The sequence below is a fragment of the Nocardioides salsibiostraticola genome (assembly GCF_054783655.1).
Genome location: NZ_BAAGQD010000027.1, coordinates 39,847 through 55,602 on the forward strand (window position 1 = coordinate 39,847; position 15,756 = coordinate 55,602).

Consider the following 15,756-nt stretch of genomic DNA (forward strand, 5'->3'; position numbering starts at 1 on the left):
AACGCAGGTGGCCGCGCCAACTCGCGACCTGCGTTGTGGTCGCTTTCTCTCCTGAATTTCGACCACAACGCAGGTCACGGTGGCTAGTCGCGCAACTGTGAGGCCAGAGGACACTCGAAGGGTCCCCTGGCTTGCAAACCCACGTGGTTGAGGTAGTCGACCACCACGGCGTAGGAGGCGAACAGGCCGAGCTCGGTGTAGGGCACGCCGTACGCCGCGCAGTGGGCTCGGACGATCGGTTGCACGTGCTTGAGGTTCGGACGCGGCATGCTCGGGAACAGGTGGTGCTCGATCTGGTAGTTCAGGCCCCCCATCGCGGCGTCGACGAGCAGGCTGCCGCGCACGTTGCGTGACATCAGGACCTGTCGCTGCAGGAAGTCGATCTTCAGGTCCCGGGGGACGATCGGCATCCCCTTGTGGTTGGGCGCGAACGAAGCGCCCAGGCACACCCCGAACGTCGCGGTCTGGACGACCACGAAAGCGACCGCCTTGCCGGGCGGCAGCACGATCGCGAGCAGGGCCAGATAGGCACCGAGTCGGAAACTCACCAGGGCCAACTCGACGAATCGGTGCCGCACGGGCCCCGGCCCGAGAAGCACCCGGATCCCGGCCACGTGCAGGTTGAAGCCCTCAAGCGTCAACAGAGGAAAGAAGAGCCACCCCTGGTGACGCTGGAACCACCCCTGCCAGCCGACGTCGCGGGTCTCGGCGAGCCCGCGGGTGAACGCGAGTGCACCCGGTGCGATGTCGGGGTCCCGGCCCTCGCGGTTCGGTGAGGCGTGGTGCCGGTTGTGCTTGCCCTTCCACCACCCGAAGCTCAGTCCGGCGAACAGTCCGGACAGGATCCGCGACGTCCAGTCGTTCCAGGTCGAGCTGACGAAGATCTGCCGGTGCGCGGCGTCGTGACCGAGGAAGCCGAATTGGGTGACCACCAGACCGAGGGCAACGGCCAGCACGAGCTGCCACCAGGAGTCCCCGATCACGACCACCGCAGTCAGGAGCGCGACGAAGGCGACGATCGCCGACCCGATCTGGGTCCAGTAGAACCAGTAGCGACGCTTCAGCAGACCTGAGGCGCGCACGGCCTGCGCGAGCTCCGTGTAGGAACTGGTGACTGTCGTCGCGGTCCTGGGGCGGGAGGTCCCGACACCGTGCCGTGGATTGTGTGACGACAAGGTCACCCTCCTGACGTGCTCAATGACGTCAGGGTCCGGGACGACGGGTTCGGACTTTCCACAGTACCCCCGGCACGTCGGAGGTGAGGGCTTCTTGCGGAGGAGGGGGAGCCGACCGTCTCAGCCGGGCACGACGGTGATGGCGGTCTTGCCACTGACCCGGCCGGCGGCCAGGCGTCGCATGGCCTCGGGAAGGTCCTCGAGGTCGAAGCGTTGACCGATCACCGGTACGACGCGACCGCTCGCGAGGTGTTCGGCGAGCTGCTCGATGTAGGAGTAGTGCTCGGTGTTGATGAACGCGGTGAGGCGTTGGCCCACCAACGGGGAGAGCGCCATTGCGCGCACCTGGCGGCCGACGCCACCGGTGATGCGGTTGCCGCCCTCGCCGCCCACGATCACCAGGGTCCCGGTCGGGGTCAGCGCCCGGCGTAGGCGAGTCAGGCTGTTGCGTCCGCCGACGTCGAGGATGAGGTCATAGCGGTGCTCCCCGTCCGACCCGTCCGACCCATCGGCGAAGTCGGTCCTCAGATAGTCGATCACCCGATCCGCGCCCAGCGAGCGCACCAGGTCGACCTTGGTCGTGGTGGCTACCCCGGTCACGTGGGCGCCGAGGGCCTTGGCCAGTTGGACGGCGTACGTCCCGACTCCGCCGGAGGCGCCCAGGATCAGCACCCGCTGGCCGGGTTGAACCTTCCCCACCTCGGTGAGCGCCTGCAGGGCGGTGATCCCCGAGATCGTCGCGACCGCGGCCTGTTCGAAACTGAGGTTCGTCGGCTTGTGGGCGAGCTTGTTCTGGTCGGCGGCGGCGTACTGCGCGAAGGATCCGCTGGCGATGCCGAAGACCTCGTCACCCGGGGCGAAACGGTCGACCGCGTCGCCGACCTCGACGACCACCCCGGCCACGTCGGCGCCCGGTACTGGCTGCTTGGGTCGCAGGACGCCGTACCCGGCGAGGCGCACCAGGTAGGGCAGCCCCGTCATGAGGTGTTCGGTGCCGCGGTCTACCCCGGCGGCGCGGACCTCGATGAGGACCTGGTCCTCAGCGATGCCGGGCCGCTCGATCGTCGTGTAGTCCAGGACGTCGGCGGGGCCGAACCTGTCCTGGACGATCGCCCGCATCGGTGGTGCGGCGGTTTGGCTGGTGGGTTGGTTGGTGGGTTGGTTGGTGGGTTGGCTGGTGTCCGGTCGGTGGTTCTGGGTCGTGGGGTGGGTCATGGTCCTGGCTTCCTCGATGGCGGTCGTACTTAGTACGGGTTGACCCGATCGACGGTAACCGTACAATGTACGAATCGTCAAGAGCGAGACCAGGGAGGTCATGGATGCTGAGCCGGGATCGGGTGCTGGAGGGCGCGGTCGCCCTCGCCGACGAGGTCGGGATGGCAGGGTTCACGCTGCGCAAGCTGGCCGTCGCCCTGGACGTGAAACCGATGACGATCTACCACCACGTCCCGAACAAGGAAGCGATCCTCGACGGCATGGTCGACCGGGTCTTCGCGGAGATCGAGTTGCCCGAGGGCGACGACTGGAAGGAAGCGATCCGGCACCGGTCCCGCTCAGCCCGCGCCGTCCTGGCGCGACACCCGTGGGCCGCCCCGCTGATGGAGTCCCGCACCCACCCCGGGCCGGCCACCCTCACCCACCACGACGCCGTCCTCGGGTGCCTGCGGGAGGCCGGATTCTCCGTCGCGATGACCGGCCACGCCTACGCCCTGCTCGACGCCTACCTCTACGGGTTCGCTCTGCAGGAGACGAACCTCCCGGCCACCGGCGGGCAGGACATGTCCGACCTCGCCGAGGCGATCACCGCGCAGTTCGCCGCCGGCGACTACCCCCACCTGCTCGAGTTCACCACCCAACACGTCCTGCAACCGGGATACGACTTCGGCGACGAGTTCGAGTTCGGACTGACCCTGCTCCTCGACGGACTGGAGCGGTCCGCCGCCGGGTGAGGTCACGTCGTGCGGCCAGACCTCAGGCCGGCCTCAAGCGAGACCTCAGACGGGGACGACGAGGTGCAGCATGTAGTACGACGCCGCCGCGGCCAGGCCCGCCATCGGGAAGGTCAGCACCCAGGCGGTGAGGATCGAACGGGCCACCCCCCACCGGACGGCGGAGAACCGCTTGGTCGCTCCGACCCCCATCACCGCGGAGGTGATGGTGTGGGTGGTCGAGATCGGCGCTTCGAAGACGTACGACGTGGTGTAGAGCACCGAGGCGGCCACCGACTCGGCGGCGAACCCGCGCGGCGGGTCGAGGTCGATGATCCGGCGACCAAGGGTGCGCATGATCCGGCGTCCGCCGGACAGGGTGCCCAGGGAGATCGCGGCGGCCGCGGAGAGGATGACCCACAGGGGCAGCCCGTCGTTGGCGCCGACGTACCCGCCGGTGAGCAGGGCCAGGAAGATCACGCCCATCGTCTTCTGCGCATCCTGCAGACCGTGGCCGAGCGCCATCGCCGCGGCCGAGACGGTCTGGGCCAGCTTGAAGCCGCGGTTCGCCTTCGCGGGTCGGGCCCGGCGGAAGATCCACATGATCGCCACCATCACCAGGAAGGCGAGGCCGAAGGCGACCAGCGGCGAGAGGATCATCGGGATGACGACCTTGCCGAGCACGACGGACCAGTTGGCGGTCACGCCCCCGGCGATGGCGGCGCCGACCAGGCCGCCGATCAGGGCGTGGGAGGAGGAGGAGGGCAGGCCGAAGTACCACGTGATGAGGTTCCAGGTGATGGCCCCGATCAGGCCGGCCATCACGATGAGGAGCCCCGCGGAGCCGACCCCGGGATCGATGACGTCCGAGACGGTCTTGGCGACCTTCTGGCCCAGGAAGGCGCCCACGAAGTTCATGACCGCGGCCATCGCCAGGGCGGCGCGCGGGGTCAGGGCCCGGGTCGAGACCGAGGTGGCGATGGCGTTGGCCGCGTCGTGGAAGCCGTTGGTGTAGTCGAAGGTGAGGGCGACGACGACGACGGCGATGATGATCGCGAGATCCATGAGAGGTCTAGCGACCCGTCTCGCAGATCAGGGAACAGGACACCTAGGACTCCTTGACGGCGATCTGCTCGACGATGTTGGCCACCCGTTCGAAACCGTCGATCGCCCCCTCGAGGGCATCGACGATGTCCTTGAGCTTGAGCACCTCGAGGGTTTCGAACTCCCCGGAGAACAGGCGGGCCAGCATCTGGCGGTGGTTCTTGTCGCCGCTGTTCTCGAGCCGGTTGATCTCGATCCAGTACTCCTCCAGCGAGGCCATCGACCGCAGCCCGGGCATCGCCTCGGCGGTCAGTTCGGCGCAGCGCTGGAGCAGTTCGACCTGCAGCGAGAGGTCGGCGGGCAGGTGCACGACGTTGTAGAGCAGGACGAGGTCGACGACCTCGTCCATCATGTCCATCACATCATCCATGGCCGAGCCGAGGGAGTAGATGTCCTCGCGGTCGAAGGGGGTGATGAAGGTGGAGTTGACCTGCTTGACGATCGCATGGGTGGTCTCGTCGCAGGCGTGCTCCGCGGCACGCATCTGGGTGGCGACCTCGACGGAGTCCGAACCCTCATCGAGCATCTCCGCCAGCAACCGGGAACCGGTGACCAGGTGTTGGGCTGACTCCGCAAAGAGGCGATAGAACGACGCCTCGACGGGTCGAAACTTCAGGGCCACAACGAAATCTCCTGGGAAGGCGGCGGGGAAACGCCGACAGCCTAGGGCCATAACGTCGTACGACGCACCCCGGACCGGTGAGGTGCTCCCGGGGTGGGCCGCTGGTCAGGAAGAGATACGGCGGCGACGCTGGCTGTCGATGAGGGATTCCTGGAGGTGCAGGGTCCCGCCGTTGTGGGTCCATCGACCATCGGCCTCGAGCAACCAGGCGCCGGTGTTCTCGTCGAAGGCCAGGTCCAGCAACTTTCCGATGGAGGCGACGCTGTCCTGGTCGGGCACCCGCACGAGCACCTCGACGCGCCGGTCCAGGTTGCGGTGCATCATGTCGGCGGAGCCGAACCAGGTGGTGGGTTCGCCCCCGTTCTCGAACCAGAAGACCCGGCTGTGCTCCAGGAACCGACCCAGGATCGAGCGGACGGTGATGTTCTCCGACAATCCGGGTACGCCGGGACGCAGAGCGCAGATGCCGCGCACCAACAACTCGACCGTGACGCCTTCGCAGGAGGCGAGGTAGAGCGCGTCGATGATGGCCTCGTCGACCACGGAGTTGGCCTTGATCCGGATCCCCGAGGGTCGTCCAGCGCGGTGGTTCGCGATCTCGGCGTACACCTGCTCGATCAGGCCGTTGCGCACCGAGTCCGGGGCGACCAGCAACTGGGAGTACTGCGCGTTGCGCGACCATCCGGACAGGTTGTTGAACAGGTGGGCGATGTCTTCACCGATCTGTTCGTTGGTGGTGATCAGGCCCAGGTCTTCGTACATCCGGGCCGTTTTCCCGTTGTAGTTGCCGGTGCCGATGTGGGTGTAGCGGCGGATGCCCTCGGGTTCGTCGCGGACCACCATGGCCAGCTTGCAGTGGGTCTTCAGGCCGACCAGCCCGTAGACGACGTGGCACCCGGCCTGCTCGAGTTTGCGGGCCCAACGGATGTTGGCCTGCTCGTCGAAGCGGGCCTTGATCTCGACGATCACCAGCACCTGCTTGCCCGACTCGGCCGCATCGACCAGGGCGTCGATGATCGGGGAGTCCCCCGAGGTGCGGTAGAGCGTCAGCTTGATGGCCAGCACGTGCGGGTCCGCGGCCGCCTGCTCGATGAAGCGTTGGACGCTGGTCGCGAAGGAGTCGTAGGGGTGGTGGAGGAGTACGTCGCGGCGCTGGGTCGCCTTGAACACGTCGACCGGGGCGGCGGACTCGACCTCGGCGAGGGTGTGGTGGGTGGTGGGCACGAACGCGGGGTACTTCAGGTCCTCCCGCGACCGGTCGGCGATGCCGTGCAGACCCCGTAGATCCAGGGGGCCGGGCAGGTGAAAGACCTCCTCACGGGTGACGTCCAACTCGGAGACGAGCAGGTCGAGGACCTCGGAGGTGATGGTCTCCTCGACCTCGAGGCGGACCGGGGGTCCGAACCGGCGCCGCAGCAGCTCCTTCTCGAGGGCGGCCAGGAGGTTCTCGGCGTCGTCCTCCTCGACCTCGACGTCCTCGTTGCGGGTGACGCGGAAGGTGTGGACCTCGAGGACCTCCATGCCGGGGAAGAGGCGTTTGAGGTGGCTGCCGATGACGTCCTCGAGGGGCACGAACCGGTCGTTGCCCACGGCGACGAACCGCTCGAAGCTCTGCGGCACCTTCACCCGGGCGAAGTGCTTCTTGTCGGTCTTGGGGTTCCGCAACACCACCGCGAGGTTGAGCGAGAGCCCCGAGATGTAGGGGAACGGGTGGGCCGGGTCGACGGCCAACGGGGTGAGCACCGGGAAGACCCGGTCGCGGAAGAGTCGCTTGCAGTCCTTCTGTTCGTCCTTGGCCAGGTCGTCCCAGCGCACGATGCGGATGTTCTGCTCGGCCAGGGCGGGGATGATCTGCTCGTGGAAGACCCGGGCCTGGCGCTCACTGAGCTCGCGGGTCGTGGCGAGGATGGAGGCGAGGACCTCCCGGGGCAGCATCCCGGACGCCGCCCGGACGGCCAGGCTGGTCGCGATCCGGCGCTTCAGGCCAGCGACTCGGACCATGAAGAACTCGTCGAGGTTGCTGGTGAAGATGGCCAGGAACCGGGCGCGCTCGAGCAGCGGCAGGGTCGGGTCCTCGGCCAGTTCGAGGACGCGCTGGTTGAAGTGGAGCCAGGACAGTTCCCGGTCCAGGAACCGGTCCTCGTGGGCCTCGATGGCGTCGAGGGACTCCTGCGTGGGGACGAAGTCGGTCCCCTCGTCTTCGGTCGCCTCGGTCTCCGGGACTACTGACGGGACTGACGTTTGTCCCGTCGATGAACCCGCCGACGGACCCGTCGCAGAGGGCTCGTCCGAGGCGGGGTGCACGATCTCCAACGACATGTTGTTGATTGTCTCACCGGACCATGAACAAAGGGTTACGAGCGACCCGCTGTTGACATAGGTTCAGCCTGTGAATCCACTTGCGAGCGGCGCGGCCCGCATCGAAGCCCTGGTGTTCGCTCGGGTCATGGGGTTGCCCGAGCGAGTCCAACGCCGACTCGCAGGACCCCCCATCGTCAAGGACGGCCAGACGTTGGCCGTCGAGGCGCAACTGATGCTGCGGTTGATGGCGATGACCCGCAAACCCGCCGAGACGCTGCCGTTGGAGGACGGTCGACGCGAGATCGTGCACAGCTCCAAGATCGCTGGCGGTTCGCTGCCGATCGGTTCGGTGCGCGACCTGCAGGTCGGCGACCTCGGTGCCCGGCTCTACGTCCCCAGCATCGCGGTCACCCCGAGCCCCATGTTGGTGTTCTTCCACGGCGGCGGCTGGATCTACGGCGACCTCGACAGTCACGACGCCCCGTGCCGGTTGTTGGCCGAGAAGGCCGGGGTGCGGGTGCTGGCGATCGACTACCGCCTCGGGCCGGAGGAGCCTTTCCCCGCGGCGTACGACGATGCGTTGGCGGCCTACGAATGGGTGCTGGAGAACGCCGAGAGTCTGGGTGCGAACACCGCACGTCTCGCGGTCGGCGGTGACTCCGCGGGGGGCAACCTCGCCGCGGTCCTCGCGATCGAGGCCGCCCGCCGGGGTTGGCCGCTGGCCTTCCAACTGTTGGTCTATCCGGCCACCGACGCGGCTCGCGAGACCCGCAGCTTCGAGATGTTCGGCGAGGGGTTCTTCCTGACCCAGGACTTCATGCGGCTGGCCAACCGGGGGTACCTCGCCGACGGCGTGGACCCTCGCGACCCGCGGGTCTCTCCGCTCCACGCCGATCTACCTGAGGGGTTGGCGCCGGCGTACCTCTGCACGGCGGGGTTCGACCCGCTGCGAGACGAGGGCGAGGCCTACGCCCGCAAACTCGCCGATGCCGGGGTCACCGTGGAACTCAAGCGGTTCCCGGACCTGATTCACGGCTTCTTCAACATCGTCGGGGTCGGCCGCCGCAACCGCGAGGCCGTCAACGAGGTGGCCGCGAAGTTGCGGGCCGGCGTACGCGCGTCGGGGTAGGGCTCGATTCCGGGGACTACCCTGACCCCATGGTCCGTCCCCTCGTCGTCAAGGCCACCTGTGGCACCGATGACCTCGAGCGCTGCAACCAGGCGTTCACCGTCGCCGCGGCCGCAGCGGTGGGCGGGAGCGACGTCTCCCTGTGGTTGACCGGGGAAGCTGCCTGGCTCGGCGTACCCGAACGGGCCGAGGCTTTCGACCTTCCCCTGGCCACCCCGTTGCCCGCCCTGATCGAAGCGATCCTCGAGACCGGCCGGATCACCGTGTGCAGCCAGTGCGCCGCCCGCCGTGGCTTGAGCGAGGAGGACCTGGGGTCCGGCATCGTCATCGCCGGCGCAGCCGTGTTCGCCGAGGAGATCCTGCGCCCCGACGTCCAGGCCATCGTCTACTGACCAGTCCCGCCCCACCGGGGTAGTCCCTGACGTTTGTGCGAGTTCGTACGGCGTGTCGTCGCACAAGCGTCAGGGACTACCCCGGTGGAGGACGGGTTGGGACGCCCTACACTCGGAACGTGCCTTTCGAGTTCCCTGACAACCTTCACCCCGACTGCGGCCCCCTTGCCTGGATGCTCGGCACCTGGCAGGGCAACGGTCACGGCGACTACCCGACGATCGAGAAGTTCGAGTTCGGGCAGGAGCTGATCTTCACCCACGACGGTCGCCCCTTCATCCACTACCTCTCGCGCAGCTGGATCGTCGACGAGAAGGGCGAGAAGGTCCGCGACGCCGCCATGGAGAGCGGCTTCCTCCGATGCCGCCCTGAGGGGAAGATCGAGATGCTGCTGACTCACCAGACCGGATTCGCCGAGGTCTGGCACGGCGAGGCCGGCGGCGCAAAGCTCGAAGTCATCACCGACGCGGTGGCCCGCACCGACTCGGCCAAGGAGTACACCGCCGGCAAGCGTCTCTACGGGTACGTCGAGGGCGACCTGCTCTACGCCTTCGACATGGCCGCCATGGGCCAGGAACTCCAACCGCACCTGTGGGCACGCCTGCAGCGGGTCTGAGTGGCCACGGAGCAGGCGGGACCCGACTGGCGCGAGCGATTGCGCGGCAGTGGCTACCGGCTGACCCCGCAACGCGAACTGATCCTGACCGCGGTCGACCGGCTGGGCCATGCGACACCGGACGAGGTCCTCACCGAGGTCCGACAGCACTCCCAGGCGATCAACATCTCCACGGTCTACCGCACCCTGGAGGTGCTCGAGGAGCTCGGGTTGGTGCGGCACGCACACCTCAGCGACCGCGCCCCGACGTACCACTCCGTGCGCGATCACACCCACTTCCACCTCGTATGCCGGAATTGTCGGGAGGTGGTCTCCGTTGATGCTGATGTGGTGGCGCCCCTGGTGGACCGGCTCGCCACGGACTTCGATTTCGAGGCCGACGTCGGGCACCTGACGATCTTTGGCTCCTGCACCACCTGCAAGGAAGGGAAGACGACCGATGAGTAGCCCCGAGACGACCAGCCCCCTGATGACCAGCCCCTTGATGAAACTGCCCGGAGCGGTGGCCGGCAACGGCATCGACGCCCCGGTGGCGGCGCACTACGGATCGTTCAACACCGAGCAGCGCCACCTGGTGGCGGGGGAGGGATTCGTCGACCTGTCACATCGCGACGTCGTACGCCTCCAAGGCCCCGACCGGTTGACCTGGTTGCACTCCCTGACCACCCAGCACCTGCTGAACCTGGCCCCCGGGAAGACCGTGGCCGCCTTGATCCTCAGCCCGCAGGGGCACGTCGAGCACGCGTTCTACGGCTGCGACGACGGCGACGAGACGTTCACCGCGCACACCGAGCCGGGAGCGGGCGCCGCCCTGATCGCGTTCCTCGAGAAGATGAAGTTCATGACCCGCGTCGAGATCACCGACGCCACCGATGAGTTGGCCGTGATGTGGCGCCCCTCCAAGGTGCCCGCCGGCGCCGAGGACCCGCGAGGGTACGCCGCCTTCGAGGTCGTCCCCCGAGCCGAGCTGGCGACGTACGCCGAAGCAGCGGGACCCGCCACTGGTTTGTGGGCCTTCGAGGCGCTGCGTATCGAGCGCGGCGAACCGCGTATGGGGGTCGACACCGACCACCGCACGATCCCCAACGAAGCGGGCTGGATCGACTCCGCGGTCCACCTCGACAAGGGCTGCTACCGCGGCCAGGAGACGGTCGCGCGCGTCCACACCCTGGGCCGACCGCCGCGCCGCCTCACCCTGCTCCACCTGGACGGATCCGAGAACCGACTGCCCACGCAGGGCTCGGAGATCTACTTCGGGGAGAAGGTCGTGGGCTTCGTCGGCTCCTCGGCCCGCCACCACGAGCTCGGGCCCATCGCCCTGGCCATGGTCAAGCGCAACGTCGCCCTCGACGCCACCCTGACCACCGACGGGCTGACCGCAGCCCAAGAGGTCATCGTCGACCCCGAGGTCGGCCTGCATGTGCGCCCCCTGCGCTGAGTGGTCCAGCGAGTCGGCGCTTATTGACTCCGGTATGACGGTGAGTCGGCGCTTGTTGACTCCGGTATGACGGTGAGTCGGCGCTTCTTCGAAAACTAACGCCGACTCAGCGGTTCCTGAGAGTCAACTAACGCCGACTCAGCGGTTCCTGAGAGTCAACTTGCGCCGAGTCGTCAGAGGTCGGGGCGGAAGGCGCGGACGCGCTGGACGAAGGCGGTCGAGTCGACCATGGCACCGGTGACGGTGAAGGGGTCGAGCCCACCGCCACGGGTGAAGGTCAGCTCCCAGGACGTGGTGCCCGGGTCACCGGTCATCGTCACGTGGGTGCTGGTGCTGCGTAGGTCGAAGCGCAGGGCGCCGGTGCTGCTGCGCTCGACGTACACGACCCCGCCGTCACTGATCTGGACCTCGATCCGCTCGACCCGGGTCTGCCAGGCGAAGTAGGCCAGGGCCGCGGTGATGGCCATCATCGCGATCCCGAAGGGCTGGAAGAGGCGCCCGTTGGCGGTGGTGAGTACGACGACCATGAGGCCCACCAGGGCGGTCCCGCCCAGGGCGATCGGGAGTACGCCGGGGTCGCTGCCGTCGGCGGCGAGACTGGGCTGGCTCACCAACTGGTCCTGGAACAGGGAGAAGTCGCCGTCCGCTGGTTCCTGCTGGGGCGTCGATCCGCCGCGGAGGATCTCCAACTCGGCTACGACCTCGGCGAGCCGGGCCTCGGCGGTGGCGGCCCGGCGCTGCGCGTGGGTCAGCTGGGTGGCGAGGTCGTCATCGCCTCCGAGGCCCTCGGAGGGTGGTACTTCGGATGCACTCATCGATTACAGGTCGTGGCGCCACTGGCGCACGGCTTCGACGAACGGCTCGGGGTCGACCGCGGCCGGAGTGATCTCCACCGAGGAAAGCCCGCGGCGGGTCAGGATCATCCGCCATTCCTTGTCGCCGGGGCTGCCCACGAGGTCGATCTGGGTCTTGTCGTTGGTGAGGTCGAAGGTGTGCCGGTTGTCCCCGAGCACCACCGTCAACACGCCCTCTTCGAGGGTGACACTGCGCTTCATCGCGCCGAGTTGCACCACGACGAGGACCGAGATCAGGGCGACAGCGGCCGCAACGAGTCCACCGATGGTCACCAGATCACCGCGCAGAGCGAGGATGATCGCGATGGCTCCCGCGACCGTGGCCACGCCGCCGGCGAGCATCGTGATGCCCCGCCGGGAGTGCGAGGAGTGGTAGTTCAACGGGTGCTCGGTGGCCGTCACTGGCGCGGCAAGGGTCGTGGTCGCCGGGCCTGACTCGTCGGTCGCGAGCTCCGGGTCCCGATCGGCGTCGGTGGCGGCGTCGTCGCTCTGCAAGGCAGCGATCACGGCCCGGCCGGCGTCCATCTCAGGCTCGTCGTTGCTGTCCTCGGTCGCGTCGTGCTCGTCGTGCTCGTCGTGCTCGTCGGGGTCCTCGAGGGGTACGACGGAAGCGTGCTCGGCGTCGGCCTCGTCCTCTACCTCAGGGAGGTCGGTTTCCTCATCGTCGACATAGAGGTCCTCGACGTCGTCGACGAACTCGACCTCGTCGACGTCCGCCTCGGTCTCGTCGTCGACCTCGGACAGTGCGTCGTCCTCGTCCTCGTCAACGGACTCCTCAACGGACTCCTCGGCGGCGTCCTCGTCGATGCTCTGCTCGAGGTCCTCATCGTTGTCCCAGAGAGCGTCTTCGTCGGAGCCCTCGGCGGCTACCTCGACGTCGTCCGGATCGGCGTCGAGGTCGTCCTCGAGATCCAGATCGGAGTCCTGCTCGACGTCGGCGTCGTCTTCGGCGGCGAACTCATCGGTGGATTCGACAGAGGACTCATCGGCGGGCGCATCGGACTCATCGGGGGAGACGGGTTCGATGTCGTCCCAGCCCACGACGACACCCTCGACGACGCGCGGTGAGCCGCCGTGGTCGGCGGAGGAGGCGTAGGCGACCACGTCGGCGTCGTCAGAGTCGATGTCGATGCCGGACTCTGCGGAAACAACGGATTCGACGTCGTCCTCGACCTCGTCGACAACCTCATCGTCGACAACCTCATCGTCGGCAACCTCGTCGTCGACAACCTCGTCGTCGTACGCGACCTCGGCGTCAGACTCGGCCTCGTAGTCCGTGTCGGCGTCCGTGTCGGCGGCGTACTCGGTCTCCGAGCGGTCCAGGGTCTCTGATGGGGCTTCGGCTAAGCCGGCTCGCTCAGGGTCATCGGCGTCCGCGGCGGGAACCTCGGAGGGGGACTTGTCCGCGATGGTGGCGCTGACGCGGGTCCCGGTCTGGGTCCCGGTGGCGGGACGGGCGCTCTTGAACCAGGAGCGCACCTTGCTCTCGCCGGTGGGAGGCGAGGAGGGCTTGGGGCCCGTGGGCGTGCCGGAGGCCGACTGAGGGACCGGGCTGAAGGGGTCAGCGGCCTCACCGGTGGCGGCCTCGGCTGGCGGGCGAGGAGGGCGCACGGCAGCGGCCGGCTCCTGCTCGACGGCAGCGGCGGGATCAGCGGCGACCTGGCTGTCGTACTCGTCGGGGGCCTGCTCGAAGGCAGGAGCCTCCTGAACGGAGGACTCGGCACTGTCGACTTCGTCGTAGTAGGAGTCATCCTCCTCAGCTGTGAAGTCCGTTGCGTCGTTCTGGGGCTGGGCCAACGCAGCGGGCGCAGCGGCGGCGGCCACCGGGGTGGGGGCGTCCTGAGCGGGGCCGATGGCGCGAGAGCGGGCCTCGGCGAACTGGATGGCCAGGTCGGCCGCCCGGGTCTCGGCCTCGGCGCGTGCCTGGGCGTGACGGGCGGCTGTGCGTTCGGCGTCGGCGCGGGCCTGGGCCTGCTCGGCGGCCTCGCGCTTGGCGCTGGACAGCTGCTCCTGAGCGATGCGCAGGGCCTCGCGGTGCTCACGCAGCGAGGTCTCGGCGGCCTGGGCGGCGTCGCGGGCCGACAACTCGGCGGTACGCCGTTCGGCACTGGCCTCCGCGGCGGCGAGGGCCTGGACGCGGGCCGACTCCTCGGCCTCGAGACGGGCGCGGGTCCCTTCCTTGGCAGCTTCCTCGAGGGAGCGGCGGGCCTGGTGGGCCAAGCGGGCCTCCTCGGCGAAGGCGGCGGCCTGTTCCTGCCCGGCGGCGGCGACCCGGTTGGCCTCGGTGACCAGTTCGACCTGCTCGCGGGCGAGGATCTCGGCCTCCTCCCGGGCGCGTTGGGCCTGCTCGGCCAGCTCGGCCTGTTCGGCGGCGGCCTGCTCGGCGCTGTGGCGCTCATCCAGCGCACGGCTGGCGAAGATCCCGTGCTCCTCGGCACTTGCGGCGGCGGCCTCGGCCAGGCTGCGGGCGCGTTCCTCGGCCTCGGACGCGGCGTGGTGGGCCTCTTCGGCCAGGGCGGCGTGGCGGGCGGCGGCCTGCTCGGCGGCCTTGCGGGCCCGAGTCTGCTCGAGGGCGGACTTCTGCAGGTCCTCGTGTTCGCGTTGGGCCTCGCGGACGAAGACGCCGTACTCCTCGGCGGAGGTGGCGGCGGACTCGGCGATCGAGCGGGCCCGGTCCTCGGCGTTGGTGCGCTCGAGCTCGGCCTGCTCGGCGGCGCGGGCCTGACGCTCGGCAGCGGTGTCGGCCTCCACCCGGGCTGCGGTGTGCTCGGTGGCGACCTGCTCGGCGACCTGACGATCGGCGAGCGCCTGCTCGGCGAAGGCTCGGTGCTGTTCGGCCTGGTGGGCGGCCTCTTCGGCGGTGTCGCGGGCGCGTTCCTCGGCGGCGGTGGCGGCTTCGTGGGCGGCCTGGGCGCGACCTGCCTCGGCGGCGGCGACCTGCTCGGCGTGGGACCGGGCCTCGGCCTCCTCGAGGGCGGCGGCCTGCAGGGTGGCGCGCTCGACCTCGGCCTGGCGGACGAACTCGTTGTACTCCTCCGCGGCGGCGGTGGCGGCCTCGGCGGTCTCGCGGGCGCTGTTCTCCGCGGTGGCGCGGTCCATGAAGGCCTGCTCGGCGCGCTCGGCGTGGGCCTGGGCGTCGGCGTCGGCGTTATGCCGGGCGTGGGTCTGCTCGACCGCGGCCTGCTCGGCGGCCTCACGGTCGGCGAGGGCCTGGGCGGCGAAGGCGTTGTGCTCGTCGGCGGCGGCAGCGGAGGCGTCGGCGGAGTCCTGGGCCCGCTGCTCGGCGGCGGCGGCGGTCTCGTGGGCGATCCGGGCCAGATCGGCCTGTCGGATCACCTCGTCCTCGGCGCTGGTGCGGGCGGCGGCCTGCTCCTGGGCGACGCGTTCGAGCTCGGCCCGCTCGGTCTGGGCGCGGGCTACGACGGCGGCGTACTGGTCGTTGGCCTCGGCTGCGGCCTCGGCGAGCTGGTGGGCACGGTCCTCGGCCTGGGCCCGGTCGGCCAGGGCCTGCTCGGCGGCACGGGCGTGTTCGGCGGCGTTCTCGTCGGCTTCGGCGCGGGCGCGTTCGGCGGCCTCGGCGCGCTGAGCCTGCTCGAGGGCGGCCCGTTCGGCGGCCTCCCGCTCACTCAGGGTGCTGACGACCCGCTCGGCGAGTTCGGAGGCGTGGCGCTCCGCGGACTCGCGCTTGGAGGACTCGGCCTCGGCCAGCGAGACGTGCTGACGGGCGGACTGCTCCGCGGTGGCGCGCGACCGGGCGGCGCGTTCGGCCGACTCCTCGGCCTGGCGGCGCTGCTCGGCGTGCTCGGTGGAGGCGCGTTCGGCCTCCAGCCGGGCCTGGTGGGCCTCGGCGGCAGCCTCGGCGTGACCCTTGGCGACCCGATCGGCCTCGGCTCGCGCCTGGAGGGCCTCCTTGGCGACCTCCTCAGCGACGAGACGTTCGGCGGCTTGTTCGGCGGCGGCCAGCTCGGCGTCACGGCGCAGGCGCTCGGCCTGCTCGGTCGCACCGGCGAAACGGGAGGTACCAGTCATCAGTGTGAGGCTCAGTTCCGGTTGTGGGTCAAGACGTGCAAGCGGCGACCAGAAATCAATCGCCTCGGGGGAAAGTTTACTGCGGAGCGCACCTGAGCCTCGATGTCGACGGCTCTACGGGACAGGTGGGGAGCACGCACCGTAGGTGATGCTACCGACACTCGACGTGG

13 protein-coding genes are annotated in these 15,756 nt (G+C 69.1%); 6 read left to right on the forward strand and 7 right to left on the reverse strand.

All coding sequences use genetic code 11. The features are described 5' to 3' along the window. Positions 1–83 precede the first annotated feature (83 nt). Both ACYVLV_RS18050 and ACYVLV_RS18055 read right to left on the reverse strand, forming a co-directional pair. Entirely contained in the window at positions 84–1,175 is a 1,092-nt protein-coding gene (locus ACYVLV_RS18050; protein ID WP_460812363.1) for a fatty acid desaturase family protein, read from the reverse strand. Positions 1,176–1,295: 120 nt separating this feature from the next. Beyond that, positions 1,296–2,390, reverse strand: a complete 1,095-nt coding sequence (locus ACYVLV_RS18055) for a zinc-binding dehydrogenase (protein ID WP_460812367.1) — start codon at positions 2,388–2,390, stop codon at positions 1,296–1,298. A gap of 104 nt (positions 2,391–2,494) precedes the next feature. Between ACYVLV_RS18055 and ACYVLV_RS18060 the strand changes: the two genes are divergently transcribed. Next, the gene (locus ACYVLV_RS18060) at positions 2,495–3,124 is read left to right on the forward strand and encodes a TetR/AcrR family transcriptional regulator (protein WP_460812371.1); all 630 of its coding nucleotides are present in this window, start codon (positions 2,495–2,497) and stop codon (positions 3,122–3,124) included. Between the two features lie 45 nt (positions 3,125–3,169). Here the strand turns inward: ACYVLV_RS18060 and ACYVLV_RS18065 are convergent, their stop codons facing one another. The 3 genes from ACYVLV_RS18065 to ACYVLV_RS18075 all read right to left on the reverse strand — a co-directional run bounded on the left by ACYVLV_RS18065 (position 3,170) and on the right by ACYVLV_RS18075 (position 7,148). Further along, entirely contained in the window at positions 3,170–4,168 is a 999-nt protein-coding gene (locus ACYVLV_RS18065) for an inorganic phosphate transporter (protein WP_460812374.1), read from the reverse strand. Positions 4,169–4,211: 43 nt separating this feature from the next. Further along, positions 4,212–4,829 (reverse strand): DUF47 domain-containing protein, encoded by a 618-nt coding sequence (locus ACYVLV_RS18070; protein ID WP_460812376.1) that lies wholly within the window; start codon positions 4,827–4,829, stop codon positions 4,212–4,214. Between the two features lie 105 nt (positions 4,830–4,934). After that, positions 4,935–7,148, reverse strand: a complete 2,214-nt coding sequence (locus ACYVLV_RS18075; RefSeq protein WP_460812379.1) for an RNA degradosome polyphosphate kinase — start codon at positions 7,146–7,148, stop codon at positions 4,935–4,937. A 70-nt stretch (positions 7,149–7,218) separates the two neighbouring features. On the opposite strand from ACYVLV_RS18075, the gene ACYVLV_RS18080 reads away from it, so the two are divergent. The 5 genes from ACYVLV_RS18080 to ygfZ all read left to right on the forward strand — a co-directional run bounded on the left by ACYVLV_RS18080 (position 7,219) and on the right by ygfZ (position 10,703). Next, positions 7,219–8,259: an alpha/beta hydrolase gene (locus ACYVLV_RS18080; protein ID WP_460812383.1), complete on the forward strand. Its 1,041-nt coding sequence runs from the start codon at positions 7,219–7,221 to the stop codon at positions 8,257–8,259. Positions 8,260–8,288: 29 nt separating this feature from the next. Further along, positions 8,289–8,651 carry a DsrE family protein gene (locus ACYVLV_RS18085; RefSeq protein WP_460812386.1) on the forward strand — a complete coding sequence of 121 codons (363 nt, stop codon included), beginning with the start codon at positions 8,289–8,291 and terminating at the stop codon, positions 8,649–8,651. Positions 8,652–8,770: 119 nt separating this feature from the next. After that, entirely contained in the window at positions 8,771–9,265 is a 495-nt protein-coding gene (locus tag ACYVLV_RS18090; protein WP_460812388.1) for a heme-binding beta-barrel domain-containing protein, read from the forward strand. After that, positions 9,266–9,712, forward strand: coding sequence for a Fur family transcriptional regulator (locus ACYVLV_RS18095; RefSeq protein ID WP_460812390.1), 447 nt, complete (start codon positions 9,266–9,268; stop codon positions 9,710–9,712). Further along, positions 9,705–10,703, forward strand: a complete 999-nt coding sequence (gene ygfZ / locus ACYVLV_RS18100; protein ID WP_460812393.1) for a CAF17-like 4Fe-4S cluster assembly/insertion protein YgfZ — start codon at positions 9,705–9,707, stop codon at positions 10,701–10,703. Before ACYVLV_RS18095 ends, ygfZ begins: the two co-directional genes overlap by 8 nt. A gap of 173 nt (positions 10,704–10,876) precedes the next feature. Here ygfZ and ACYVLV_RS18105 read toward each other — a convergent pair whose 3' ends face one another. Together ACYVLV_RS18105 and ACYVLV_RS18110 are read right to left on the reverse strand one after the other, a co-directional pair. Next, positions 10,877–11,518 (reverse strand): hypothetical protein, encoded by a 642-nt coding sequence (locus ACYVLV_RS18105; RefSeq protein ID WP_460812396.1) that lies wholly within the window; start codon positions 11,516–11,518, stop codon positions 10,877–10,879. A 3-nt stretch (positions 11,519–11,521) separates the two neighbouring features. Beyond that, positions 11,522–15,586 (reverse strand): coiled-coil domain-containing protein, encoded by a 4,065-nt coding sequence (locus tag ACYVLV_RS18110; protein ID WP_460812398.1) that lies wholly within the window; start codon positions 15,584–15,586, stop codon positions 11,522–11,524. Positions 15,587–15,756 lie beyond the last annotated feature (170 nt).

Coding starts and splice junctions, on each gene's coding strand:
- ACYVLV_RS18105 (WP_460812396.1), bottom strand. CDS start 11,518: ATGAGTGCATCCGAAGTACCACCCTCCGAGGGCCTCGGAGGCGATGAC.
- ACYVLV_RS18055 (WP_460812367.1), bottom strand. CDS start 2,390: ATGACCCACCCCACGACCCAGAACCACCGACCGGACACCAGCCAACCC.
- ACYVLV_RS18065 (WP_460812374.1), bottom strand. CDS start 4,168: ATGGATCTCGCGATCATCATCGCCGTCGTCGTCGTCGCCCTCACCTTC.
- ygfZ (WP_460812393.1), top strand. CDS start 9,705: ATGAGTAGCCCCGAGACGACCAGCCCCCTGATGACCAGCCCCTTGATG.
- ACYVLV_RS18075 (WP_460812379.1), bottom strand. CDS start 7,148: ATGTCGTTGGAGATCGTGCACCCCGCCTCGGACGAGCCCTCTGCGACG.
- ACYVLV_RS18085 (WP_460812386.1), top strand. CDS start 8,289: ATGGTCCGTCCCCTCGTCGTCAAGGCCACCTGTGGCACCGATGACCTC.
- ACYVLV_RS18110 (WP_460812398.1), bottom strand. CDS start 15,586: ATGACTGGTACCTCCCGTTTCGCCGGTGCGACCGAGCAGGCCGAGCGC.
- ACYVLV_RS18060 (WP_460812371.1), top strand. CDS start 2,495: ATGCTGAGCCGGGATCGGGTGCTGGAGGGCGCGGTCGCCCTCGCCGAC.